At 47.1% G+C, this 295-nt stretch carries 2 tRNA genes; both read left to right on the top strand.

The features are described 5' to 3' along the window. Window positions 1–20: 20 nt before the first annotated feature. A tRNA-Arg gene (locus H4J65_RS00100) sits at window positions 21–97 on the top strand. Window positions 98–213: 116 nt separating this feature from the next. Then, window positions 214–290: transfer RNA gene (locus tag H4J65_RS00105), tRNA-Arg, on the top strand. Window positions 291–295 lie beyond the last annotated feature (5 nt).

Below are 295 nucleotides of genomic sequence, written 5' to 3' on the forward strand. Positions count from 1 at the left end.
ATAAAAAAACAGTTTATTGAGGACGCGTAGCTCAGCTGGATAGAGTACCTGGCTACGAACCAGGCGGTCGCAGGTTCGACTCCTGCCGCGTCCGCCACTTTTCTTTAAGTGGCTAAATAATAAAGGCTAGCAAATATTGACGCTAGTTAAAAAATGAATATTGTACAAGCTTGTCATCTCCTAAGCATGAGATATAAAAAAACAGTTTATTGCGGACGCGTAGCTCAGCTGGATAGAGTACCTGGCTACGAACCAGGCGGTCGCAGGTTCGACTCCTGCCGCGTCCGCCACATTG

This window comes from Colwellia sp. MB02u-9 (genome assembly GCF_014077085.1).
In the GTDB taxonomy this organism is placed as follows: Bacteria; Pseudomonadota; Gammaproteobacteria; order Enterobacterales; family Alteromonadaceae; genus Cognaticolwellia.